Annotated in this window: 11 protein-coding genes; all 11 read left to right on the top strand. The window is 32.2% G+C overall.

The features are described from left to right. The first annotated feature begins 10 nt into the window (after nucleotides 1-10). The 11 genes from CW731_RS11880 to CW731_RS11830 all read left to right on the top strand — a co-directional run bounded on the left by CW731_RS11880 (nucleotide 11) and on the right by CW731_RS11830 (nucleotide 16,879). Nucleotides 11-802: a sensor histidine kinase gene (locus CW731_RS11880; RefSeq protein ID WP_100946936.1), complete on the top strand. Its 792-nt coding sequence runs from the start codon at nucleotides 11-13 to the stop codon at nucleotides 800-802. 13 nt (nucleotides 803-815) lie between these two features. After that, entirely contained in the window at nucleotides 816-1,496 is a 681-nt protein-coding gene (locus CW731_RS11875) for a response regulator transcription factor (RefSeq protein ID WP_100946935.1), read from the top strand. A 145-nt stretch (nucleotides 1,497-1,641) separates the two neighbouring features. Next, the gene (locus CW731_RS11870) at nucleotides 1,642-2,208 is read left to right on the top strand and encodes a phage tail protein (protein ID WP_100946934.1); all 567 of its coding nucleotides are present in this window, start codon (nucleotides 1,642-1,644) and stop codon (nucleotides 2,206-2,208) included. 56 nt (nucleotides 2,209-2,264) lie between these two features. Continuing rightward, entirely contained in the window at nucleotides 2,265-3,389 is a 1,125-nt protein-coding gene (locus tag CW731_RS11865) for an ABC transporter substrate-binding protein (protein WP_157812226.1), read from the top strand. 129 nt (nucleotides 3,390-3,518) lie between these two features. After that, nucleotides 3,519-6,488 (top strand): T9SS type A sorting domain-containing protein, encoded by a 2,970-nt coding sequence (locus CW731_RS11860; protein ID WP_100946932.1) that lies wholly within the window; start codon nucleotides 3,519-3,521, stop codon nucleotides 6,486-6,488. Nucleotides 6,489-6,515: 27 nt separating this feature from the next. Continuing rightward, nucleotides 6,516-6,695: a hypothetical protein gene (locus CW731_RS11855; RefSeq protein ID WP_100946931.1), complete on the top strand. Its 180-nt coding sequence runs from the start codon at nucleotides 6,516-6,518 to the stop codon at nucleotides 6,693-6,695. A gap of 668 nt (nucleotides 6,696-7,363) precedes the next feature. After that, nucleotides 7,364-8,032: a phage tail protein gene (locus CW731_RS11850; RefSeq protein ID WP_100946930.1), complete on the top strand. Its 669-nt coding sequence runs from the start codon at nucleotides 7,364-7,366 to the stop codon at nucleotides 8,030-8,032. Between the two features lie 105 nt (nucleotides 8,033-8,137). After that, complete coding sequence (locus CW731_RS11845) at nucleotides 8,138-12,103, top strand: Ig-like domain-containing protein (RefSeq protein WP_157812225.1); 3,966 nt, start codon at nucleotides 8,138-8,140, stop codon at nucleotides 12,101-12,103. A gap of 28 nt (nucleotides 12,104-12,131) precedes the next feature. Beyond that, nucleotides 12,132-12,311, top strand: a complete 180-nt coding sequence (locus CW731_RS11840; RefSeq protein ID WP_100946928.1) for a hypothetical protein — start codon at nucleotides 12,132-12,134, stop codon at nucleotides 12,309-12,311. Nucleotides 12,312-12,700: 389 nt separating this feature from the next. Then, nucleotides 12,701-16,672, top strand: a complete 3,972-nt coding sequence (locus CW731_RS11835; RefSeq protein ID WP_100946927.1) for an Ig-like domain-containing protein — start codon at nucleotides 12,701-12,703, stop codon at nucleotides 16,670-16,672. Nucleotides 16,673-16,699: 27 nt separating this feature from the next. Beyond that, the gene (locus tag CW731_RS11830) at nucleotides 16,700-16,879 is read left to right on the top strand and encodes a hypothetical protein (RefSeq protein WP_100946926.1); all 180 of its coding nucleotides are present in this window, start codon (nucleotides 16,700-16,702) and stop codon (nucleotides 16,877-16,879) included. The last annotated feature ends 313 nt before the right edge of the window (nucleotides 16,880-17,192 follow it).

Raw genomic sequence — 17,192 nt, 5'->3', positions numbered from 1 at the left:
AAATCCCCTAATGGAAGAACTCTTAACTCAAGAAAACCAAGTGATTGCTATTGTATTAACAGGTGTTTTATTGCTCCTCCTAATGGGGGTTGCTCTTTTACTATTTTTCTTTTTCTCAAGAAAAAAGATAGTAGAAAAAGAGTTGGAGAAAAAAAACCTAGAAATTAATCATCAAAAAGAAATTATACAAGCTATTATTGTTACGCAAGAAGATGAGCGTAAACGTATTGCACAAGATTTACATGATGATATTAGTTCTAAACTAAATGTAATTAATTTAAATGCCAACCTTTTAAAAGATGGAGAATTAAGCCCCGAAGAATATTCACTTGTAAATGATAGTATTTTAAAGGCAACCGATAAAACATTAGAAAGTGCTCGAAAAATTGCGCACAACTTGTTACCTCCTATTTTAAGTGAATTCGGCCTTAAAGACGCTATAGAAGAACTTGCAGATTCATTTAACAATAGCAGAAAAGTTACCATAGAATACAATTTAAAATATCCAAAAAAATACTTAGTCCCAGAAAAAGAATTACACTTATTTAGAATTACACAAGAGTTAATTAATAATTCTATAAGACACGGTAATGCAAAGAATAGTACTATACATATAATTACAAAAAACAACACCTTACTTTTTAATTATACTGATGATGGTATTGGTTTTAATGCAAACGATCTAAACCGTAAAAAAGGGTTAGGAATGAAAAATATTGAAAGTAGAGTAGCACTTTTACAAGGAAGCTTCACTATTAATACCGCAAAAAATAAAGGTTTTAAAATATCAATAATAGTATAAGCCCCCCTATAAGATGAATATAATTAATATAGTTATTGCAGACGATGAACAACTTTTTAGAAGTGGAATTCATTTTTTACTAAACAGAGAAAAGAACTTCAATGTTATTTTTGAAGCTGAAAATGGAAAAGAATTAGTAGACTTTATAGCAAATACAGAAGAATTTCCTGATGTTATTTTAATGGATTTAAAAATGCCAGAAATGAATGGTGTAGAAGCTACTAAGGTTATTCATAAGACACACCCAAACATTAAGATCATTGCATTAACTAGTTATGATGGCAAATCTTTTATTACTAATATGATTGACGTTGGTGCATCTTCTTACCTTCTAAAAACCACAAGTCCAAAAATGGTTATTCACACCATAAACCAAGTACATGAAAAAGGATTTTATTACGATGAAAAAGTATTAAAAATTATTCATGAAAACATTATATCATCTAGTGGAAAACGAATAAAAAGCGATCTAGATAAAAATCTGCTTTCTAAAAGAGAATTTGAAGTTTTAGAACTTATTTGTGAACAAAATACTACTACAGAAATTGCAGAGAAGCTTTTTATAAGTCCGAGAACAGTAGAAGGCCATAGAAACAATTTACTTTTAAAAACACAATCTAAAAATGTAGCAGGTTTGGTTATTTATGGCATTCAAAAAAAATTAATAGAAATTACTCCAGACTTTAACATATAACAGTCTTCACTTTAACTTTAAGAACATAAACACATACTTACCAGGTATTTATACCCTTTTTACTTATCAGTCATTTAAACTCTAAAATCCATTAGCTGATATTTATAGATTTGAAAAAAAATATTAACCACTTAAATTTATAACTATGGATCCATTTATAGGACAAATTCAGCCATTTGGTTTTAGTTTTGCACCAAGAACTTGGGCAAAATGTGACGGACAAATACAGGCTATTTCATCTAATTCTGCATTATTTTCTCTTTTAGGCACCACTTTTGGTGGAGATGGAAGAACAACTTTTGCTTTACCAGATTTACGTGGAAGAAGTATAGTACATACTGGTCATGGACCAGGACTTTCTACAATTGCTTGGGGCCAAAGAGGAGGTACAGAAGATTTATATGTTACTCAAGCAAATATGCCTTCGCATGCACATTCTTTAATTAACGGAACCGCAAGCGTAGATGTTTATACAACTAACAACGATAACGATACTAGCGAATCTGGAGAAGGAGCAAATTCATTAGGTACTGACGGCTCAATGCCAACCATTTATAGAGAAGATCCAAATGCAACCGACAAACTTGGCGGTGTAGTAATTTCTGGAACAACTAGTCTTGCTGGTAGTAGCTTACCTATTCACTCTAGAAACCCTTTCTTAGGAATTAATGTTTGTATTGCTTTATTCGGAATTTTCCCATCAAGAAGTTAATCATCTATTTTAAATAAAGGAGATATTTAATGCTCTCCTTTAATTTTATATACAAAATGGAAAATAAAATTGGTGTTATATTACCTCAATCTAATGCGCATAAACAAATAGGAAAATCTTTTACCAATGGTTTAAAACTTGGTTTAAAAGACATTTCTTATAAACTATTAATTGAAGGTACAGGTTTTGGTTCAGACCCAAAACAAATTATAAATAGCATTCAAAAATTAAATATCCAAGAAGAAGTTAAGTTAACAACTGGCTTATTTGGACATTATGGGTTTGCCGAAATAGCAGAATTTGTTTCGCAAAATGAAGAAATATTAATTGCCGCAAATTTTGGAACTAATTTTGCAATAAAACCACCAACTGGTGTTTATCAAAACACTTTAGGTCTTCAAGATTCATTAATTAAATTAATAGCCCACTTTTCTAAAAATAATATTGAAAAAATTACAACCTCTTCTTGTTATTACGAATCTGGCTACGGTTTTATAAAAGGATTAGAAATTGGAATAAAAAACCAAGAAACTACCCAATTTGCAGGTCATTATATTACCCCGCACAAACCTCATAAAAATGAAAGTGAACTGATGAATCTTTTTATTAAAAAATCTAACCCAGAAGCAATTGTTGCTTTCCACAACGGAATATTTGCGGAAGAGCATCTAGATTTTATCGAAAAAAACAATATTCATAACAAATATCCCATATACGCTTTACCATTTTCTTCAGAAGATCGCTTAGTTAAAAAATCTCCTGAAACATTTAAAGCAATTAAAACAATATCAAGCTGGTACAAAGACATTAAGAACGATTCTAATAAGAAATTTACAGATATGTACCTAAAAACGTATGACAAAGTACCAGATTTTTTTGCATTACTTGGTTATGAAAACGGTTTGGTTATTAAAAATACATTACAGCAAAAAAATCAATCATTAAAAAAATCAATAGAAGAAATTAATATTGATGGTCCTCGAGGAAAAATAAATTTTAACAATCCATTTAATAAAACAAATTTTGCGCACTATATCTGGGATCAAGAAGTAGATAAAAACAATAATGTTATTCGAAAACAAATCATAGAATTACCCAAAAACAATCTATTTAACTTAGCAAAACTTACAGAAGAAGAAAGTACAAGCCAAGGGTGGTTTAATTCTTATCTATGTCATTAATTTTTAATAAGTTAAGCTATTGGTTAAAAAAACAGGTATAAATACCTATTTTTTTAACCAATAGCTTAACTTATTTTTGACATCAATAAATTATAAACTGTTGTTTAATAAATTTTTAATCAAACAATTATGAAAAAACTACTACTTATTTGCTCATTATTTTTAACAAGTTATTTTTTGCAAGCGCAAATGGCTGTTGGAGATATCGCTTTTATTGGCTACAATACAGATGTTTCAGACAACTTTGCATTTATAACTTTAAATAGTATTCCTGCTAACGAAGTTATATTCTTTACCGAAGAAGGTTGGAATACTGTAGGTATCGGATCTTGGGCAGGAACTACCGAAGGACATATAAAATACACAGCACCTGCTGCCGGACTTCCTTGTGGTACAGTTGTTCACATTAACGAAACTGGCATTAGTACTTTTACAATTGAGTGTAATGTTTCAGGAGCAACAGCAACTTTAGAATCTGGCGCAAGTTGGAGTCTTACTGGCGGTGACCAAGTATTAGCTTATCAAGCAGCAACTGCAGAGCCAGTAACCACGCCAACTTTTATTTCTGGTGTAAACGGTGATGACGGAAATGGAACTCCACTAGCTCTAGATAACACTACCAAATGGAATGATCCTACTGTAGCCCCATTAGGTACAGCTAGATCAGCACTACCTACTGGCTTAACAAATGGTACCAATTGTGTTTCTTTATTCCCTTCAATTGGAACGGAAAAAGACAATGCAAAATATATAGGTACATTAACAGGAACAGCTGCTGCTATTAGAGCCCAGATAAATGATTATACAAACTGGAGCCATGACAACAATACACCCTTTGCTATAACACCTTCTAATTATAGCCCAAATATTACTTGTCCTCCTCCTTGTACAAACCCAGACGTACCGTCACTATCTTCTGCTCCTGGTACAATTTGTAGCGGAAACAGCGCTCTTTTGAGTATCTCAGGAAACAAAAATGATGCTACAGAATGGAAAGTTTATACAGGTTCTTGTGGAGGAACTCTTGTAGCTACAGTTACTGGTTCTTCAACAATAGTTACACCTAACTCTACAGGAACCACTACATATTACGTTAGAGGTGAAGGTGGATGTGTTACACCAGGCTCATGTGCTTCCATAGACATTACAGTAACACCTAGAGAAGATGCTTCGTTTAGTTATGATGCTGCTGCATATTGTATCGATGCTGCTGATCCTACACCAACAATTACAGGTGTATCTGGCGGTAACTTTAGTTCTGCAACTGGCTTAAGTATTAATACAAATACTGGAACCGTAGACTTATCAGCGTCTACTCCTGGGACATACACAATTTCTTATAACACACTAGGTTTATGTGATGGTACCGAAAGTTTTTCGATAACAGTTAATGCTATAGATGATGCTTCATTTAGTTATAGTTCTGCTAACTATGCAATTAACGATACAGACCCAACACCTACAATTACAGGAATAGCTGGAGGTACATTCTCCTCTACAGCTGGTTTAAGTATTAATGCAAGTACTGGAGAAATTGACCTTTCTGCTTCTACTATTGCTACTTACACTGTTACTTATACAACTACAGGTACTTGTTCTAATTCTTCCACAACTAATGTTACAATTCAATCACCTCCAGTTTATACCTGGACAGGAGCATTTAATAATACTTGGGGAATCTCATTAAACTGGAGTACCAATGTTGTCCCTACAACAAATGCAAACATTATTATTCCAAATGGATTAACAAATTACCCAACAGCTACTTCTGCTGTAACATTTAATAATTTAACAATTAATTCTGGAGCGTCATTTATACCACAAAGCTCTGTTACAGGTACTATAACTTATAAAAGAAATATAACAGATACAAATTGGCATTTAATTTCTTCACCTGTTGCAGGTGAAACTTTGCAAAATATTATCAGTAATACAACTTTTGCTACAGGAACCGGTTCTAATATTGGTATTGGGTTTTACTCAAATACTATAGGTGCACCTTGGCTTTATGCACAACTTGGCATATCAGGTGCTGTAACTCCTGGAATTGGTTTATCTGTGAAATTAGCAACTGCTACAGACCTGTCTATTACAGGAACAATAAATACAACACCTGTTAATTATGGAATAGCTACAGGCTCAAGAAATAATTTCAACTTAATTGGTAATCCGTTTACAGCTTTTGTAAACTCTGCAACATTTGCTGCAACAAATACAAGTTTGCTTAGTGAAGAAACTATTTGGGTATGGAACGGAACATCTTACACAACATACAACAATGTAAGCCCAGTAGAAATTGCCCCAGGACAAGGGTTCTTTGTAGAAGCAGCTTCTAATGGAAATGTTACTTTTGCTACCTCTAATCAAAGTCATCAAAATTCAGATACTTTTATGAGACAAGCTCCTAAACCGTCTTTTGAGTTATTTGTTCAAAATAATGAAGATAAAAAATCTACCAAAGTTTTTTACGTAGAGAACAAAACAAAAGGATTTGATAATGGGTATGATTCTAAAATATTTGATGGTGTAGCTTCTGATTTTTCAGTATTTACAGAATTACTTGCTAATAATGAAGGTAAAAAATTAGCAATACAAACATTACCAAATGCTGATCTTGAAAACATGGTGATTCCTGTTGGTGTAAAAGCGGCAGCTGGCAAAAAAATGATATTCTCTTTAAACGCTACTAACTTTTCTACAGACATAAAGTTATTTTTAGAAGATAGAGAAACAAATACTTTTACACGTTTAGATAAAGCCAAAAGTACTTACAAAATTACTTTAAATGAAGCACTAAGTGGAACTGGGAGGTTTTACATACATACTACTGCTCAAAAATCTTTAAGTGTAGATAAAAATGTTGCTTTAGAAAATGTAAGTATTTATAAATTAGACAATGCTAATTTAAGAATAACTGGTTTACCAAAAGGAGCTTCTACTATTACCATGTACAGTGTGCTTGGTAAACAAGTAATGAAATCTTCTTTTAATTCTACTGGTGTTAAAGATATTTCTTTACCACAATTGTCTAAAGGTATTTACTTAGTAAAACTTGAAACAGAAAACGGGAAATTAAACAAAAAAATAATCTTAGAATAATAACGAGAATTTTAAAGACAAAATATCATGAAAAAACAAAACGAAAATACTCACGATAAATCACAAGAAATTACTCGTAAAGATGCTATTAAGAAAATTGGAAACTATGGTAAATATGCAGCCCTAACTGCATTAGGAACTTATATGATATTAAGTCCGCAGAAAGCTCAAGCTGCAAGCCCAGAAGCTCCTGGAAGCGGATTCTAATAATTAAGTATTAATATTGGGGGATAATAGTACTTATAAACGAAGGTTGCCATAATAACATGGCAACCTTTTTCTATTTAAAAATTATTCCTTTTTTGACCTATAGAAAATACTAAAAAAGTATGAATTGAATTATCTATAGCATGCAATCATAAATAACAGAAAATTGATAATATTTAGAACCCTTTTTTTTAAAAAAAAAAAACAAATTCATCTAAATTTAATTTGAATAGCATCCTTTGTAAAATCTACAAAGACTTTTTGAACTAAAAAATAAACTAAAAGCATCTCTTTTTAATTAAAAAAAATCATTCACGACAAAAAAGTGCCCACTCACGACATTTTTTTGGAACTCTCTTGTTTGTTATTTAGCTTTGATTTTAAAACTATTCCCAACAACTAAATATTAAAAGACATGAAAAAAATTACTCATTTTTTATTTTTATCAGCAACTTCTCGTTTGCTCAAACCACGGAAGATTTTGAGACTGAAAGTTAATAGAAATGACTCCAGATTTTAGTTTAGAATTATATTCTAAAAAAAAGAATACAAATACATAATGAACAGGTATTTATACCCCCATTTACTTTTTAGGTATAAGTACTCTAAAACCAATAAAGCATTAATAATAAATTTGAAACACCTTAACCAACAAAATTTCTTACATTATGAAACTAAAAATTAAATTTATCGCTTTACTCTTTATCTGTCTACTATCAAACACAGAAGGTAACGCACAAGACACTCCTCTTATAGGGGAAATAAAAATATTTGCTGGGAATTTTGCTCCTAGAGGATGGGCCTATTGTGATGGTCAATTATTGTCTATTTCTCAAAACCAAGCCCTTTTTGCTATACTTGGAACTACTTACGGTGGTGATGGAAGAACATCTTTTGCGCTACCAGATTTACGTGGTAGAGTTGCTATAGGACCTAGAAATGGACCAGGCTTACCTAGTTATAAATTGGGACAAAGAGGAGGTGCCCCAACCAATAAATTAACAATTCTTGAAATGCCTTCTCATAATCATTTAACTAGTAATAGTGCAGCTGCAGACCAACACGCACAATTAAGTACTAAAACTGCTGTTAATGAAACTCCTCAAGCTGGAGATGTTCCAGCAATTGCAAATATACCAGCTAGCTTAGGTGTTCAAAATGTTAAATCTTTTGGTCCACCAGCAGCTGGTAGTGTTGTAAATGGGCAAACTTTAAGCGGAAATGCTGATTTAACTATTTTAAACAATGGAGGAAGCCAAGCACATAATATTATGCAACCATATTTAACAATAAATTACATTATTGCCTTAGTAGGTATTTTTCCTTCAAGAAACTAACAATATTCAATTATATTAAAAATAAACCAACACTAATAAAAAATTTATTGCTGTTGGTTTATTAGCATGATTTCACATAAACAATTCCAACTAAAAAACTATCTTATGCAACAACTTTACAATTTTTTATTTTTTAGCAGTAAAAGCAAAAAAATTAGAAAGAATGTCTTTCTATCTCTATTTTTCATTTCTTTTTGTTTAACAACCAATTCACAAACCTTTGACCTTACACCTGCAACAACAACAGACAATACACCAACTGATGTAACAGAAACAATTTCTGGAATAACAATGACCATAGTTACTAAAAACAGTGGAGCTAACAATACTGCTATTGCAAATGTTCCAGCATTTGGTACAAATCAAATAGCTTTCCATAATAGCGGATCAACAAATACTGAAGAAATGATTATTTCTTTTAGCATACCTGTAAACGTAAATACCATTAGAGTTATTAGTGCTCAAACAATTCACTCAAGAACCTGGACATTTACACCAACAGGAGGCACAAATACCGCTGTTAATGAAACTAATACCTTTGCTTCTTCAACTGATGTTGCACTGGGTTTTATTGGAGTAAACTCGATTACAATTACTTCTAATTTTTCAGGAGGTAATCAAGAACAAATAGTTTTTGATCAATTAACTTTAGGATCAGTAAATAATGCTCCAATAGCAACTGCATTTCCTGCACCAACAGTAGCCGAAGATGATACAAATATCGCTTTAGATGACACTGTAAGTATTACAGACGCAGAAGCAGGAGATACACAAACAGCAACATTTACCATTACAGGAGGTATTTTAACTTTGGGTACTTCAGGTATCACCTTTGGAGGCGCAGGTAATGGATCTGCTAGTTTTACAGCAGAAGGTTCATTAACTGACATAAACAAGGCTTTAGATGCAGCAACGTTTACACCAACAGCGGGTTTGAATGGTACTTTAGCTGGAATAATAGCCTTTACAACAAATGATGGTACAGCTAATTCCAACAATGCAACAGTAACTTTTGACATTACTGCAGTAAATGACGAACCAAGTTTTACAGTAAGAACGCAAGAAGTGGTTGATGAAGATGCAGGCCCACAAACTGTAACAGGTTTTGCAACAGCTTTAGAAGATGGAGATGCAGAAGTAACACAAACACTTCTTTTTAATGTGTCTAATAATAATAATGGCTTATTTAGTGCACAACCAGCTATTGATGCATCAGGTAATTTAACCTATACTACAGCAACTAATCTTTTTGGTACTGCAACAGTTATGGTAAACATTATGGATAATGGTGGCACAGCGAATGTTGGTGACGATGACACTTCAGATAATAGAACATTTACTATTACAGTAAATCAAGTAAATAATACTCCTGTTGTTATTACAAGTATTTCTGATGATACAGGAGCAAGTACTACTGATTATATTACCAATGATAATAAACCAACTGTAAATGGTACAGCAGAACCAGGTAGTATAATTACTTTAATTATAAACGGTACTCCAACAACTACTTTTGGAGTAACAGGAACAACAAATTCAATGGGAGTTTTCGCTTTTCGTTTTCCTGCCGTTTTTGGTTCTTTGCGAAACAACGCTACAGCTACGATATCAGCGCGTGCTGAATTGAATCGTATAACTTTAAGCTCACCAAATCAATCTGTAACTGTTGATACAGATGATCCTGCAGTTCCAACAGTTGTTCAACAAACAACCAATGACACAACTCCTACTATTACAGGAACAAACGCTTTAGGCACTGCTTTACCTACAGGTGAAACCATGACAGTTACTGTAAATGGAGCAACATATAATGTAGTCCCAAATGCTAGTGGTAATTGGAGCCTAGATATAGGATCTGATACACCTGCTGCTGGTTCAATAGGTACTTTTATAGGTGGAGTTAGTTTTGAAGTAGTTGCTACCGTAACAGATCTAGCTGGAAATACCGCTACTGATATTAGTAATTTTGAAATAACTATAGATACTACAGATCCTACAGTTCCAACAGTTGTTGCACAAACGACAAATAATGTAACACCTACTATTACAGGAACAAACGCTTTAGGTACTGCTTTACCTAGTAGTGAAACGATGACTGTTATTGTAAATGGGGCAACATATAATGTAGTACCTAACGGAACTGGAAATTGGACTGTAAATGTAGGGACCGATACACCTGCCGCTGGTACATTAGGTACTTTTGTAAATGGAGTAAGTTATGAAGTAGTTGCTACTGTTACAGACTTAGCTGGTAACACAGCTACTGATGCAACGAGTTTTGAATTAACGATAGATAATACTGCCGGTCCAACAGACCCAGTAGTTACTACTCCTGCTAGTGCAATAACTGTAGGTACCACTACACAAACAATTTCGGGTACACATACTGAAAATGGAGTTACTGTAAACGCTTACGCAGATGCTAATAACGACGGAACTGCTGATAATGCAACTTCTTTAGGTTCTGCAACTGTAATAGGAAATACTTGGAGTTTTGCTGTGAGCTTAACCGCAGAAAGTAATAATAATTTTGTAGTAGCAGCAGAAGATACCGCTGGAAATACATCTAATGATGTAGATGTTTCTACAGTTACTCAAACCAATACAGTAACTTGGATAGGAGTAACAAATATTAATTGGTCTGAACCTTCTAACTGGAATACCAATACGGTTCCTACCAGTACATCTGATGTTATTATTCCTGCTGGAACACCGTTTCCTGTAACTACCTATACATCAGTTACTGTAAACACCATAAACATTAGTTCTGGCGCTTCTTTAATTGCAAATTCAACAGTAAATGCAAAGGTAACCTATACTAGAAATTTACCAACAACCAACTGGTACTTAGTAGCAACTCCTTTTAATAATACAACGCAAGATGATTTAATTGCCAACAATACCTTTGCTTCAGGAACAGGAAGTAATATAGGTGTGGCTTTATATAACAACGATGGAAGCAATCCTTGGACGTACGCAAACGCGGCCTCTACAGGCCCTGTAGTACGTGGGTATGGTGCCTCAGTAAAGTTAGCGACTCCTGGTAATATAGCTATTACTGGTAACATAAATCCTTTTAATGTAACTGTTCCTATTACAACTGGCTCAAGAAATAATTTTAACTTATTAGGAAATCCATATACTTCTTTTATCAATTCTTTTACACTTACGAATCAGAATTCATCGAAATTGGAAGAACAAACAATTTGGCTTTGGGATGGTACACAATACACAACTCGTAATGCCATGACTCCTTTAGAAATTGCACCTACACAAGGTTTCTTTGTAGAAGCATTTAATGCATTACCAGGAGGAACAATGAATCTTACATATTCTAGCTCTAATCAAAGTCATCAATCAGATACATTTTCGAAAAAAGAACCTGCACCATCTTTTGAACTATTTATTGAAAATGATGGAGATAAAAAATCTACAAGAGTATTTTATGCAGAAAATAAGACCAAAGGCTTTGACAATGGATATGATTCTAAAATGTTTGGTGGTGTAACATATGATTTAGCTGTATATACTCAATTATTAAGTGATAACGATGGTAGAAAACTAGCAATTCAAACACTACCTAAAAGTAATTATGAAGACATGGTAATACCTATAGGAATTATTGCTAAAGCGAACGAAACTTTAACACTTTCTATTGAAAGCTTAAATTTACCTGAAAATATAAATGTTTTCTTAGAAGATAGAGTAAATAATAAGTTTATTAATCTTACAGAAAAAGACTATAAAATAACTTTAGAAGAAGATAGTAAAGATGTAGGTCAATTTTACATACATACTACTTCTAGCAAATCTTTAAGTATAGAAAATAACTTAAACTTAGACAATGTTAGCGTATATAAAACTAACAATTCTAACTTAAGACTTACAGGTTTACCTTTAGGAAATACAAACTTAACTATTTATAATATCTTAGGGAAACAAGTAAAACAAACCTCTTTTAATTCTAATGGTGTTAAAGATATTTCTTTACCACAATTGTCTAAAGGTATTTACTTAGTAAAACTTGAAACAGAAAACGGCAAATTGAATAAGAAAATAATTTTAGAATAATTACAGTAATTTTAAAAGACAAAACATCATGAAAAAACAAAACGAAAATACTCACGATAAACCGCAAGAAATTACTCGTAAAGATGCTATTAAGAAAATTGGAAGCTATGGTAAATATGCAGCCCTAACTGCATTAGGAACCTATATGATCTTAAGTCCACAGAAAGCACAAGCTGCAAGCCCTGAGGCTCCTGGAAGCGGATTTTAATAATTAAGTATTAATATTGGGGGATAATAGTACTTATAAACAAAGGTTGCCATAATAACATGGCAACCTTTTTCTATTTAAAATTATTCCTTTTTTAATCTACAGAAACGACTAAATAAGCATCAATTGAATTATCCACAACATAAAATTGATGATTTTTAGAACCTTTTTCAAAAAAACAAATTCATCTAAATTTAATTTGAATAGCATCCTTTGTAAAATCTACAAAGACTTTTTAAACTAAAAAATAAACTAAAGCATCTCTTTTTAACCAAAAAAAATCATTCACGACAAAAAAGGGTTCACTCACGACATTTTTTTGGAACTCTCTTGTTTGTTATTTAGCTTTGTTTGTAAAACTATTCCTCAACAACTAAATATTAAAAGACATGAAAAAAATTACTCATTTTTTATTTTTATTTATTTTAATTAGCAACTTCTCGTTTGCTCAAACTACGGAAGATTTTGAGACTGAAACTACTGGCTCAAGATCTTTTACCAATAATGGCCAGGTATTTAATATAACTTCTACTTCTCCAGGAGATTTATATAATATAGAATTATTCAATGGTGCTGGTTGGAATGGTAGTGGTGCAGATAATAAATTTATAGACAATAAAAGTCAATATATTGAAAATGACGGAACTAACTTTACAATAAAAACTAATAATACAAATTATTTTACCGTAAAAGAATTATATCTTTTTTGTTCCAGAAAAACATTGAGTGCACATACTGGCACCTTAACAATAATTGGTAAAAAAGATGGTAATACCACTCCAGTTTTCACAATTACTAAAACTAATGGTTTTGCAGATGTAAAACCTAATTTTACTCCTAGTAATGGTTATACACATATTAATTTTGTTTCAGAAGGAGGTGTAGATAATTCTAACAAAATAATAGATGAATTAGTTTTTTCTGGAACTGGAAATTTAGATTATTTAGGTTTAGATGCTTTTAAATGGGATGCAGTTGTTGCGAACACAGTTCCAGTAATTGGTGGTACTTCTGCAGGACAAACAGTAAATGACAATGCTACTCTAACTCCCTTTTCTTCCATAACAACTTCAGATGCAGATGGAGATAACCTATCTGCAACTATAACTTTAGATGATAATGCAAAAGGTGTTTTAACTGGTACTAGTTTAACTGGTTCAGGACCTTATGTTATAGCAAGTACTTCTCCTTTAGATTTACAAGCTAAATTAAGAGCATTATCCTTTAACCCAACAGACAACAGAACAAGCACTTCAGAAATTACAACTTTTACAGTTGCTGTTAATGATAGTGCAGATACAACTACAGATAATACAACTACGGTTATATCAAGTGCAGTAGCACCTATTATAAATGGTGTAAGCTCTTTTACATCTAATGGAACGTACGGTACTGGTAATGATATAATAATTAGTGTTATATTCTCAGAAAACGTAACTGTTTCTGGTACACCTCAATTAACTTTAGAAACTGGTACAATAGATAGAACCATTAATTATAATGGAACTGGTAGTGGTAGTAATACCCTTTTCTTTACATATACTGTTCAAGCGGGAGATGAAAGTGCAGATTTAGATTATACGGCAATAAACTCATTAACTGCAGGAACTAGTATTCAGGATGCTGGTGGTAGTAATGCTACATTAACATTAGCTTCTCCAGGTGCTGCTAACTCTTTAGGTGCTAATACAGCTATCGCTATTGATGGTATTGCTCCTGGTATTACAAGTATTACTCGTCAAAGCCCAACAACTAGTGCAACAAATGCTGATGCTTTAGCTTGGGATGTAACTTTTGATAGCGCTGTAGTAAATGTAAGTGAAAATGATTTTTCAGTTAACGGAACAACTGCATCAATTGCATCGGTAACTAACCCAAATGGGAATGTATACAGAGTAACAACTTCTGGTGGAAATTTAGCAAGTTTAAATGCAACAGTTACCTTAGTTTTTGCAAGTGGACAAAATATTACTGATGCTTCTAGTAATGTATTAACTAATTTAACACCAACTGGTACAAACAATAATACGTTTGTATTAGATAATACTAATCCACTTATTAGCAGTATTACTCGTCAAAGCCCTACAACAAGCCCTACAAATGCAGATGCCTTAGTATGGGATGTAACTTTTGATAGCGCTGTAGTAAATGTAAGTGCAGATGATTTTTCAGTTAACGGAACAACCGCATCAATTGCATCGGTAACTAACCCAAGTGGGAATGTTTACAGAGTAACAACTTCTGGTGGAAATTTAGCAAGTTTAAACGCAACAGTTACCTTAGCTTTTGCAAGTGGACAAAATATTACTGATATAGTTGGTAATGTATTAACTAATTTAACATCAACAGGAACGAACAATAATACGTTTGTTGTAGATAATGCTGGCCCAACTTTAACTTCCTCTAACCCTACAGACGACTCAACAGGAGTAGTTCTTAACCAAAATATTACATTAACATTTAATGAAAATATTAGTAAGGGAACAGGATATATATTTATAAGACAGACATCAGATGATAGATCTTTTGAAGTTATAGATGTTACTACAGCTGCTGTTACTGTAGAGACTAATACTGTGACTATAAATCTTTCTTCTGATTTTGATTTAAATACAGGCTATTATATTCAAATAAGTAATACAGCTTTTAAAGATGCTCTTGGTAATAATTATGCAGGTATTGCTCTTACTGATGCTACTTCTTTAAATTTCACAACACAAGCAAATCAAACAAATTTATTTATCCCAGCATTTGGAGTGTGGTCAGTTCTTAGTAACTGGTCATTAGGAAGATTACCTATTAGCACAGATAATGTTGATGTAGCTACTAAAATTATTTTCTTAGATAAAACAAATGTTACTGTGAACGATTTAAGTATAAGTATAGGTGGAGTTTTGTATATAGTAGAAGGTTATTCTATAACAATCAACGGTAATTTGAACCAAAATGGAGAATTAACTATATTATCAAATTGGGGTACTAACGGTTCTTTAATACTTAAAGGAAATCATACAGGAATTAGTAATGTTAATTATAAGAGAGATTTAAGTGCAAACTGGCATTTAATTTCCGCTCCAATTTCAGGTATAAACATTAGTAGTCATTCTGGAAAGGTTAATACTAGTGGAAATAAATATGCAATTGCTCCTTATGTAAATAACGTTGTAAGTGCTTCTCGTTGGAACTACTACACAGGTGCAACAGGTATAGGAACAGGTGCAAACCCCCTAACTACTGCAGGAACATATACTGCAGGTAAAGGATATTCAATACAAAAAAGTACTGCAGGTAACTTAATTTTCTCAGGAACTTTAAATACTACTGATAAAACTTACCCTATTACTGATGGTGGAGATAACCCTGCAGGAAATAGATGGAACTTAGTAGGTAACCCATATACAGCACCTTTAAGTGGTAGTAATACTGCTGATGCAACGAATAACTTTTTGAAAGTAAATATTGATGCCGAAAACCTTGATCCTTCAAGAGCTGGTTTATATTTATGGGATGGAACAAATTATGTAGAAAAATCTGTAGATGATGCAGCCTTCTATATTGCTCCAGGACAAGGATTTTTTGTTCATGCTCCTGATGCAGGTGGTACTTATGTTAGTTTTACTGAAGACATGCAAAATCACCATTCTGGAGATATTTTTCTAAAAAGTGGTACAAGCTATCCAGAAATTATTTTACAACTTACTGATGGAACTAAAAACTCTTCAACAAAAATTAGATATATAGAAAACAAAACTATTGGTTTAGACCCTGGTTCTGATATAGGTACTTTTACAGGAGTAAGTTCTAATTTTAATATTTTTACACATTTACCAAGTAATAGTAATGGTGTAAATTTTGCCATACAAGCTTTACCAAACGCAAACTACGAAGACATGGTAGTACCTGTTGGAGTTATTGCTAAATCACAAGAAGTCTTAACATTTTCTATAGAAGGTTTAAATCTACCTGAAAATATAAATGTTTTCTTAGAAGATAGAGTAAATAATAAGTTTATTAATCTTACAGAAAAAGACTATAAAATAACTTTAGAAGAAGATAGTAAAGATATTGGTCAATTTTACATTCATACTACTTATAACAAGTCTTTAAGTGTTAAAGACAACTTAAGTTTAGAGAATGTTAGTGTATATAAAACTAATAACTCTAACTTAAGACTTACAGGTTTACCTTTAGGAAATACAAACTTAACTATTTATAATATCTTAGGGAAACAAGTAAAACAAACCTCTTTTAATTCTACTGGTGTTAAAGATATTTCTTTACCACAATTGTCTAAAGGTATTTACTTAGTAAAACTTGAAACAGAAAACGGGAAATTAAACAAAAAAATAATTTTAGAATAATAACGAGAATTTTAAAGACAAAATATCATGAAAAAACAAAACGAAAATACTCACGATAAATCACAAGAAATTACTCGTAAAGATGCTATTAAGAAAATTGGAAGCTATGGTAAATATGCAGCCCTAACTGCATTAGGAACCTATATGATCTTAAATCCGCAGAAAGCTCAAGCTGCAAGCCCTGAAGCTCCTGGAAGCGGATTCTAATAAAAACAGGAAAGTAACAATGCTTAAATAAGAAAGGCTGTCAAAATTAATTTTGACAGCCTTTCTTTATTTTAAAAATAACCTTCTTAAATCATTAAGAATTAAAGTGTTCCTATTAACTTCTGATTTTAAACAAAAATAAAAATTGATCTATTTTTACCAAAAACTAAAACTCACTCAAAGTTATAGTATATTAACCTAAGTACCTCTTAGACTATGTATTGCACATTGTTAGTTATAGCGACTCCAATTTGAAACGAAGTGCTATAAAGAACATCTGTTTATCATTAAAAACAAGGAATTTATGTCTTTT

Origin of the sequence: Polaribacter sp. ALD11 (genome assembly GCF_002831685.1) — a bacterium.
Lineage (GTDB): Bacteria > Bacteroidota > Bacteroidia > Flavobacteriales > Flavobacteriaceae > Polaribacter.
This window is presented reverse-complemented; position numbering and strand designations above follow the sequence as displayed.

Excerpts from the sequence above, each read along its gene's own strand:
- CW731_RS11880 (WP_100946936.1), top strand. The coding sequence starts at position 11 with ATGGAAGAACTCTTAACTCAAGAAAACCAAGTGATTGCTATTGTATTA.
- CW731_RS11875 (WP_100946935.1), top strand. The coding sequence starts at position 816 with ATGAATATAATTAATATAGTTATTGCAGACGATGAACAACTTTTTAGA.
- CW731_RS11870 (WP_100946934.1), top strand. The coding sequence starts at position 1,642 with ATGGATCCATTTATAGGACAAATTCAGCCATTTGGTTTTAGTTTTGCA.
- CW731_RS11865 (WP_157812226.1), top strand. The coding sequence starts at position 2,265 with ATGGAAAATAAAATTGGTGTTATATTACCTCAATCTAATGCGCATAAA.
- CW731_RS11860 (WP_100946932.1), top strand. The coding sequence starts at position 3,519 with ATGAAAAAACTACTACTTATTTGCTCATTATTTTTAACAAGTTATTTT.
- CW731_RS11855 (WP_100946931.1), top strand. The coding sequence starts at position 6,516 with ATGAAAAAACAAAACGAAAATACTCACGATAAATCACAAGAAATTACT.
- CW731_RS11850 (WP_100946930.1), top strand. The coding sequence starts at position 7,364 with ATGAAACTAAAAATTAAATTTATCGCTTTACTCTTTATCTGTCTACTA.
- CW731_RS11845 (WP_157812225.1), top strand. The coding sequence starts at position 8,138 with ATGCAACAACTTTACAATTTTTTATTTTTTAGCAGTAAAAGCAAAAAA.
- CW731_RS11840 (WP_100946928.1), top strand. The coding sequence starts at position 12,132 with ATGAAAAAACAAAACGAAAATACTCACGATAAACCGCAAGAAATTACT.
- CW731_RS11835 (WP_100946927.1), top strand. The coding sequence starts at position 12,701 with ATGAAAAAAATTACTCATTTTTTATTTTTATTTATTTTAATTAGCAAC.
- CW731_RS11830 (WP_100946926.1), top strand. The coding sequence starts at position 16,700 with ATGAAAAAACAAAACGAAAATACTCACGATAAATCACAAGAAATTACT.